The sequence below is a fragment of the Fodinicurvata fenggangensis DSM 21160 genome (assembly GCF_000686045.1).
Lineage (GTDB): Bacteria > Pseudomonadota > Alphaproteobacteria > Kiloniellales > DSM-21159 > Fodinicurvata > Fodinicurvata fenggangensis.
The window spans coordinates 1-8301 of the sequence record NZ_JMLV01000024.1; the positions used below are offsets into that span (position 1 = coordinate 1).

At 65.9% G+C, this 8301-nt stretch carries 7 protein-coding genes; 2 read left to right on the forward strand and 5 right to left on the reverse strand.

Features of this window, described 5'->3' with window-relative positions; translation table 11 throughout:
- Nucleotides 1–299 precede the first annotated feature (299 nt).
- Nucleotides 300–1346 (reverse strand): nucleotidyltransferase family protein, encoded by a 1047-nt coding sequence (locus tag BP38_RS21490; RefSeq protein WP_035725925.1) that lies wholly within the window; start codon nucleotides 1344–1346, stop codon nucleotides 300–302.
- 439 nt (nucleotides 1347–1785) lie between these two features.
- Here BP38_RS21490 and BP38_RS0117955 point away from each other — a divergent pair, with 439 nt between their 5' ends.
- Entirely contained in the window at nucleotides 1786–3108 is a 1323-nt protein-coding gene (locus tag BP38_RS0117955; protein ID WP_026988853.1) for a UDP-glucose dehydrogenase family protein, read from the forward strand.
- A gap of 32 nt (nucleotides 3109–3140) precedes the next feature.
- Here the strand turns inward: BP38_RS0117955 and BP38_RS0117960 are convergent, their stop codons facing one another.
- The 3 genes from BP38_RS0117960 to BP38_RS0117970 all read right to left on the reverse strand — a co-directional run bounded on the left by BP38_RS0117960 (nucleotide 3141) and on the right by BP38_RS0117970 (nucleotide 6382).
- The gene (locus BP38_RS0117960) at nucleotides 3141–3827 is read right to left on the reverse strand and encodes a nucleotidyl transferase AbiEii/AbiGii toxin family protein (RefSeq protein ID WP_026988854.1); all 687 of its coding nucleotides are present in this window, start codon (nucleotides 3825–3827) and stop codon (nucleotides 3141–3143) included.
- A 13-nt stretch (nucleotides 3828–3840) separates the two neighbouring features.
- On the reverse strand, nucleotides 3841–4131 hold the full coding sequence (locus BP38_RS21495; protein ID WP_035725929.1) for a hypothetical protein: 291 nt from the start codon (nucleotides 4129–4131) through the stop codon (nucleotides 3841–3843).
- Between the two features lie 196 nt (nucleotides 4132–4327).
- The gene (locus BP38_RS0117970) at nucleotides 4328–6382 is read right to left on the reverse strand and encodes a tetratricopeptide repeat-containing sulfotransferase family protein (protein ID WP_026988856.1); all 2055 of its coding nucleotides are present in this window, start codon (nucleotides 6380–6382) and stop codon (nucleotides 4328–4330) included.
- Between the two features lie 158 nt (nucleotides 6383–6540).
- On the opposite strand from BP38_RS0117970, the gene BP38_RS0117975 reads away from it, so the two are divergent.
- Entirely contained in the window at nucleotides 6541–7860 is a 1320-nt protein-coding gene (locus tag BP38_RS0117975; RefSeq protein ID WP_026988857.1) for an aspartate aminotransferase family protein, read from the forward strand.
- 243 nt (nucleotides 7861–8103) lie between these two features.
- On the opposite strand, the gene BP38_RS0117980 is transcribed toward BP38_RS0117975, so the two are convergent.
- The coding region (locus tag BP38_RS0117980) for a transposase (protein WP_026988858.1) at nucleotides 8104–8301 on the reverse strand (198 nt) is incomplete at its 5' end.

Sequence of the window (8301 nt, forward strand, 5' to 3'; positions counted from 1 at the left end):
ACCCAAAAGCTCTCCATGAATCTGCCTGATCGAAGGTATTGAGCAGCGTTCATGCCTCAGCTCAGTGCCAAGCACCTACCGCGCAAAGGTCTCCATACTGAGGAGCATGGCCCGAAAGGGCATGCCTCGAAGTATCGCCGCAGGCGGTGGGGCCTGGAAGAATGCCAACGGCGCCGTTTGTGATGAGGCGGCTGCCTCGCCCCTTCGCTTGATGCGGGGTCGATGCATGATCGCCCCAAAGGGAAGGGGAAGGCAGCCGATTGAAATTATAACAAGGGCCGCTTTCAGGGAAAACCCCGTCACGGCCCCGTCAGCGCGACCTGCAAGTCCGGTGACAGCCGGCGCAGGCTGCGGTCCGCTTTCTGCCGCCATGAGGGCCCGCGCGCCCTCAGTTCGCTCCAGGCATCGCGCAGGTCGTCGGGGCGCGTTTCGGCCAGGATGGCGATCAAGGCCTGTGCCTGCTCCAGGTCCTTGCCGGCCTTGGCCTGGGATCCAGCACTGGCCTGGCGCAATTGCGCCACGATCAGTTTGTGCAGGGCATAGCGTTCCGGTGCCGGCACATTCACGGGCACGCCGGCCCCGTGCAAGACCACGGCATTCTGTTCCTGATAGAGCAGATAATCGAGAAAACGCATCAGGTGCGCATCACTGCGCAGCGCCCTCAGGCGGGTCAGCCGCCCGCGTTCGGGTCCACGCAGGGGCGACAGGATGTCCAGGGAATAGGTTTCCTGTCCACTGACCTCAAGGACGTACCTGAGCGTGCGGCCTGATTCGAAGGGGTCAAGCACGGCACGGAACCGCCGATCCACCCGTTTCAGCAGGCTTTCCAGGTTCTCCTCGATGGAGTCTTCGACGGCCAGGGCGATGGAATGAAACTGGGCGATGTTCACATCCCCCGTGCGCGACAGGCTGGCCGGCAACCGCACCCCCAGCAGGCCGGCATAGCATTGAAAGGCCACCGATCCGATCAGGGTGGCGCGCAGGCGAAAGGCACCGGCCTCGGCCAGCGCAGCCAGGACATCGCCGGTGCGCGGATCCGGGACGGGCAGGCGCGCTGCCCGCAGGGCCCGTACCATGTCACGGCGGTCGCGGCGGCTTTCCACCTCGTCCTTCAGCCGGTCAATGCGGGCCAGGACCTGCTCGCTTTCGGGCCCGATGTATCGCGGGGCCGGCCGTTCCCCATGCTCCGTCGGGGCACGCCAGTACCAATAGCGCCGCCCCTTCACCTCGCGCGCATAGGCACTGCCCCCGGACCCCGCCGTCAAGGCCTCCAGGTTCCCGGTCCAGGCCCGCTCGTTCAGATCCGCCCAAAGAGTCTGCGTTGCAACAGGCAGGTACTCAACCACTGGCTCTCTCCTTACCCTGACCCTGTGTAGGGTGCGTTGTAGCCATTATCATGAACTTGGCTACAACGCACAAGGCACCCCCCTTGCCACGCAACAATTTCTCTGTGTGGCAAACGGCAGGAAGACCGCCAACGGCGCTGCCTGAGCTTGTGGCCTGATCCTTCGAGACACCGCCTTCGGCGGCCCTCAGGATGACACCATGGATGGTAACTTATTGCGGAAAAACAATAAATAGACGTCATGCTGAGGTGGGCCGCGCCAGCGGCACCTCGAAAGCCTGTCCTGAGCCTGTCGAAGGGCACGCTGGAACCAGCGGTTGGGCCGGGAAAAACCCTCTAACGCCACCCCTTTCCTCCGCCGCCCGGCCGGCGTAAAAAGCGGGCCGATGCAACCGGCCTCCGCGCAGCCTGCGCGGAGGCCGTCACAAGGGAACTGTCGCATGAAGATCACGATGATCGGCACCGGCTATGTGGGCCTGGTTTCGGGGACCTGTTTTTCCGAGTTCGGCTGGAACGTCACCTGCCTGGACCGCGACGCGGACAAGATCGCGGCGCTGCAGGCCGGGGAGGTCCCGATCTACGAGCCGGGGTTGGAGCCGCTGGTGGCGCGCAACGTGCAGGCCGGGCGCTTGGCCTTCACCACCGACCTGAAGGCGGCGGTCAAGGACGCGGACGCCGTCTTCCTGGCCGTTGGCACGCCCAGCGACCCGCATGGCCGCGCCGACCTGTCGTACGTCTATGCCGCGGCCGAGGAGCTGGCGGACAATCTTGACGGCTTCACCGTCATCGTCACCAAGTCCACCGTGCCGGTGGGCACGGGGCGCGAGATCGCCCGGCGCATCCGCGAACGCCGGCCGGATCTGGACTTCGAGGTCGCCTCCAACCCCGAATTCCTGCGCGAGGGCGCGGCCGTCGAGGACTTCCTGCGCCCCGACCGCGTCATCCTGGGCGTCGAGGGCGAACGCGCCGCCGAGCTGCTGCAAACGCTCTATCGCCCGCTGGCCCTGCTGCAGAAGCCCATGGTGGTCACCGGGCTGGAGACCGCCGAGGTCATCAAGTATGCCGCCAACGCCTTCCTGGCCACCAAGATCACCTTCATCAACGAGATCGCCGACCTCTGCGAACAGGTGGGCGGAAACGTGCAGGACGTGGCCCGCGGCATGGGTCTGGACGGACGCATCGGGCCCAAGTTCCTGCACGCCGGGCCGGGCTTCGGCGGCTCGTGCTTCCCCAAGGACACCCGCGCTCTGGTCCAGACCGGCCAGGACGCCGGCGCCAACCAGCGCATCGTCGAGGCCGTGGTGGCGGTAAACGAGGCGCGCAAGGCGGCCATGGCCGACAAGGTGGCCGAGGCCTGCGGCGGCGCGCTTCAGGGCAAGACCATCGGCCTGCTGGGCGTCACCTTCAAGCCCAACACCGACGACGTGCGCGAATCCACCGCCCTGGACCTTGTCCCGGCCCTGCAGCAGGCCGGCGCCCGGGTGCAGGCCTTCGATCCCGTGGGCATGGACAACGCCAAACCCCTGCTGCCTGACGTGGACTGGCGCGATGATGCCTATGCCGCGCTGGACGGCGCCGACGCCCTGGTCCTGCTGACCGAATGGAACGAGTTCCGCGGCCTGGATCTGCCCCGGGTGAAGCAGCTCCTGGCCCAGCCCGTGGTCGTGGACCTGCGCAATATCTACACACCCCAGGAAATGAACGCCGCCGGCCTGAACTACTACAGCATCGGCCGCCCGCCGATGCGGGTGATCGAGGGGTAGGATGCCTCCTGGCTGAGATGGCTTGACTCCAGTCAGGCCCTCGAAGCACGCCCGCAATCGTACGCCAAACGCGGCGAGAGCAACGGAACGGCTTCCCAGCTCTCGGGAAGGGACTGCACGGCCATGACGATGGCCTGTCTCTTGTCTTCCGTCAGCCGATCCGGTTCGTCGATATCCGAGAAGTAGGTCAACGCCTTGAGGGTCAGCATTGTCGGAATGCTCGATCCGAACAGCGTCTCACGGATTGCCAGGCCGCGGGCAAGCGGCTGCCCGTTCATCAGCATGACGGCGATGTCCTGATAGTCCCTGCCTTCCGCACGATCGTGAATGGCCTTGAGCTTGTGGCCGAACAGATCATCCAGCGAGGCCACACAGGCCACGCCATCCTGGGTGCGGTCTGGCGCCGCGACACACCCGTTTGCCAGGCCACCGAAGAATGACAACTTCACGGGATAGCCGCTCACCCTGGCAATGAAGGTAAGGGTGTTGCCTTCGTTCTGCAGGATCCCGTCGACATCGAACAGACCGAGGATCACCTGCTTGCCGGATTCATCCAAGAGGACGTCGGAAAAAAAGTCAAAGTCGACGGATTGCCTGTGACCCAGCCGCAGGGCAATCGCAGTCCCGCCATAGAGGACAAAATGGGACGGCAGCCTGGCCAGCGAAGGCCACAATCGTCGTTGTGGATCGGGCAGACTATCGAGAATGGGTACGAACATGGACTGTTCCAGATTACTGGAAAGCACGCCTGGATGCCGTGGGCGGATCGCCGGGCAATCCCAATCTGTAGTGCCAGAAAGCCAGGGATTTTGAAGAAATAATCCCCGCGGGCGGCGCCCTCAGAACCGACAGAAAGCGCTCGGGGCCGATCTCATCCAGCAATGCGTTTGCATCTTCCCATGTCCCCATCTCCATGACGTTGACGGTCAGCTTGCCCAACTGCTCCGCCATCACCTTTTCTGGGGGGTTCCACCAGACGTACTTGGCAGCCAGATCGCGGAGTTCACTGTGGTTTGAGGACATCGTCGCGCCTGTTCAAATTCGCTCGGTGACGGGCCAGCAACACATGGATCACGGTCGAGGCACAATTATCCACTCTGCAGAGTCACGTTAGTCTGGCTGAGCGTAGCTGTAAAGCGGGTCACCGAAACTGTACAGGCCGCGTTTTCGTCAGGTTCAAGATAAGGTTTTTGTTTGTTTTCAGTAAATTATAGTCCCCTCACACCTCCGGATAGCCGAAGGCGGGCAGGAAGGGGCGAACCTGCGCGATCACCGGGGCCAGGTGGTCGCGGTAGCGCTCCCAGCGGTAGCGGGCGCGGTCGTAGAGGCCTTCGGTGACCTGGCTGTAGCTTGGGGTGTCGATGCGCTGGCGCTTGCGCGCCGTCTCGGCGAAGTCGCGCACGCGCTCGTCCCAGTCCAGTTCCAGAAAGTCCAGCAGCTGCCCGACCGTGCCGTCGAAGTCGTCGATCAGGTCCTCGTAGCGCAGGGCATGGACGTCAAGCGGCAGGACCTCGCGGACGCGGCGATAGAGCGTCATGGTCTCGGCATAGAAGCGGCCCGTTTCCTCCAGGTCGGTGAAATGCGCCATGGCGTCGTTCAGGTCGAAGTTCTGCATATAGGCGCTGAGGCAGACGTCGCAGGGATGGCGCAGGGCCAGGATGATCTTGGCCTGCGGATAGAGCCGGTGGATCTCGCCCAGGCGCAGGATGTTGAGGGGCAGCTTGTCCACCGTGCGCGCCTCTTCCCCCGTGTGCACCTGCGGCTTGTCGGGCAGGCCGGCGGTCAGCGTCTCCAGATAGGCCTGTCGCGCGGCCTGGGCGGCTTCTTCGTCCAGGCTTTCCAGGCGGTCCAGCCACCCGCTGTAGTCATCAGCCCCCTTGTGATCCCCGACCAGAGCCGTCTCGGCGGACAGCAGGGCCTCGACCTCCTCGGCCACGCGCAGGCGCGGATGGCTTTCCAGCACATGATGCAGCAGCGTGGTGCCCGAACGCGGGAAGCCCACCAGGAAGACCGGGCTGTCCTCGGCCGAGGGCGCCGTAATGGGCGTCCAGTTGGCCACCCGTTCGGGCGTGATGCGCGCGCTCAGGGCGGCCATGCGCTGCCGCGTGATGCCGCGCGGGCGTGAACCGGGCGCGGAAAAGCGCTGCTCGGCCAGCTGGCGGGCCAGCCGGTTGCCGGCGTGGAAGGCCGCCATGGCGGCGTCCGGCTCGCCCTGCCGGTCGAACAGGCGCCCCTGCTCGAAATGCCAGTCCAGGCGCAGGGGCAGGGACCCCTCGGCCGGTGCCTCCAGGCCGCTGAAGCGCTGCAGGGCGGCGTCGCCCCGGCCTTGCCGGCGTTCCACCTTGGCTGCCGCCAGGCGCAGCCAGGGGTGCTCCGGTGCCTGTTCCAGGCCGGCCTCGGCCTCGGCCAGCGCGTCGTCCAGGCGGCTGGCATGCTCCAGGATCAGGGCCAGGTTGGCGCGTGCATCCACGTCCTGCGGGTTCAGCTCCAGCGCCCGGCGACAGGCGGCTTCGGCCTCGTCCGGCCGGCCCAGCTGGTTCAGCAGGCTGCCCAGGTTGCTCCAGGCATCGGCGAAGGAGGCGTCGATCTCCAGCGCCAGGCGCAGGGATTCGCCGGCGGGCTCCATCTCGCCCTGGCCCACCTGGGCCATGGCCTGGTTGTAGTAACAGCGTGCCAGGTTGTGCAGGGCCTGAGCATGATCGGGCTGCTGCTTCAGCAGCTTGCGATAGGTGGCGATGGCGGCGTCGAACTTCTGTTGCCAGGCCTGGGCATTGGCCAGCTGCAAAACGACATCCGGGTGCTCCGGCGCCAGCTTCAGCGCCTTGCGGCAGGCGCGCTCACCGGCTTCGCCTTCGCCCAGGGCGGTGCGGCAGGCGCCCAGCAGGGCCAGTGCCTCGGCATCGCGCGGCGCCAGCTTGACGGCCGACTCCAGCGCCTCGGCGGCGGGTTGCAGCTGGCCGGCGGCATAGAGGATCTTGCCCAGGTCGCGCTGGGCTGCGGCATTGCGCGGCTTCACCTTCAGGGCGCGCTGCACCAGCTCGATTGCCGCCGGGTATTCCCCGGCCTGGGCCGCCAGCAGGCCCAGATTGTGCAGGGCCTGGCTGTTGTCGGGCTGGCGCTGCAGCACCGCCTGATAGCCCTGCTGCGCGGCGGCCAGGTTGCCGCTGCTGTGCGCCGCCAGCGCCTGGGCCAACTGCGGGTCGTTGCCGCCAGCTGCAGCCTGTCCGGGGGCCCCGCCCGTACGGGCTTGCGCGCGCCGTTCCTTGCGATTCATGGCCGTCTGCCACTCCTGCCGAATGTTTTCCCTGTGCCGACCTGTTTAGCAGCCAACGGGCCCCTTGGACAGTCCAGCGGGTGCTTGACAGGACCGGGCGCGCGGCTTTGGCTCTGATGGTCAGCAAGCTGGAAATGCAATATGGAAGACCAAACAGAATGAATGAAGAGCTGCGTGCGGCTGCACGGGACCACATGATCCGCTATGGCGGCGATCGTTTCGAGAACCTCTTCACCCGCGCCAAGGGAGCAAAGGTCTGGGACGACGAGGGGCGCGAGATCCTGGATTTCACCTCGGGCCAGATGTGCGCCACCATCGGGCACAACCACCCGGCCATCCTGCAGGCCATCCAGCAGGCCGGCGAGGACGCGCTGCATCTCTTCAGCGGCATGGTGCCCGAGGCCGTGGCCGAACTGGCCCGCACTCTGGCCACCGACTGGATGCCGGCGTCGCTGACCCGCTCGCTGCTGATCAACACCGGCAGCGAGAGCAACGAGGCCGCCCTGCGCCTGGCCAAGCTCTACACCGGCGGCTACGAGGTCATCGCCATCGGCGGCTCCTGGCACGGCGTGACGGGCGCGGCCTCCTCGGTCTCCTTCGCCAGCGACCGCAAGGGCTATGGCCCCGGCGTGCCGGGCGTCTTCCCGATTCCCGAGCCCAACGCCTACCGCCCCTGGATCCCGGGCGGCAGCGAGGCCGAATCGGCCCTGGCCGCCCTGGAGCTGGGCCTGAAGATGTTCGACATGCAATCGGCCGGCGCGCCGGCGGCCATCATCGTCGAGCCGGTGATCAGCGCCGGCGGCGTGCTGGTGCCGCCTCCGGAATACATGCAGGCCCTGCGGCAGGCCGCCGACGAGCGCGGCATGCTGCTGATCTTCGACGAGGCGCAGACCGCCTTCGGCCGCATCGGCGCGAAGACCGGCGCCGAGCACTTCGGAGTGACACCCGACATCATGACGGTCTCCAAGACCCTGGGCGGCGGTCTGCCGCTGGCCGCCACCATCACCAGCGACGCCGTGGAGGCCCGCGCGCACGAACGCGGCTTCACCTACTACACCAGCCACGTCTCCGACCCCTTGCCCGCTGCCGTGGGCCTGGCCGTGCTGAAGACCATCCAGGAAGAACAGCTGATTGCACGCGCAACGGAAACCGGCGCCTACCTGCGCGGACAGCTCGAGAGTCTTCAGCAGCGCTACGAGGCCATCGGCGACGTGCGCGGCCTGGGCCTGCTGCTGGGTGTCGAGCTGGTGAAGGACCGGGAAAGCCGCGAGTCGCACCACGAGCTGGGCGCGCTGACCACCAAGCGCTGCTTTGAGCTGGGGCTCAGCATGAACATCCGCCGCCGCCCCGAACGCGGTGCCGTCTGGCGGATCGCCCCGCCGCTGACCGTGGAGCGCGACGAGATCGACCGCGGCATCACCATCCTGGACCAGGCCCTGGGCGAAAGCCTGGACGAACTGGCACGGCGGAAGGAGTAGGGCGCACCGCCTGGCCTTGTGTCAGGTCCTTCGAGGCTTCGCTCCTCAGAACAAAGTTTTTGTTTATTTACAACCCACTAAAAGACCTCATGCTGGAGACCTTTGCGCGGTAGGTGCTTGGCACTGAGCTGAGGCATGAACGCTGCTCAATACCTTCGATCAGGCAGATTCATGGAGAGCTTTTGGGTGATTTGCCCTTGTTTGGGGTTTTTACGGGCAGGTTCGGACAAATTCCGGACAGACTCAGCCTGCAAGCAACCTGTCCAGGCGTCTGAGGTTGTAGGCAAAGCAGGCCAGCGTAAGGCAGGCCGTGTTGCGCGCCAGCGAGAAGTGCGGCAGGCGGTTCAGGCGATAGGAGCGTTTGAGCGTCCCAAAGACCTTCTCCACCGGCCGCCTGGCCAGGACCAGGGCGTAGTTGCGCAAGGTCTCCATCTGGTTGAG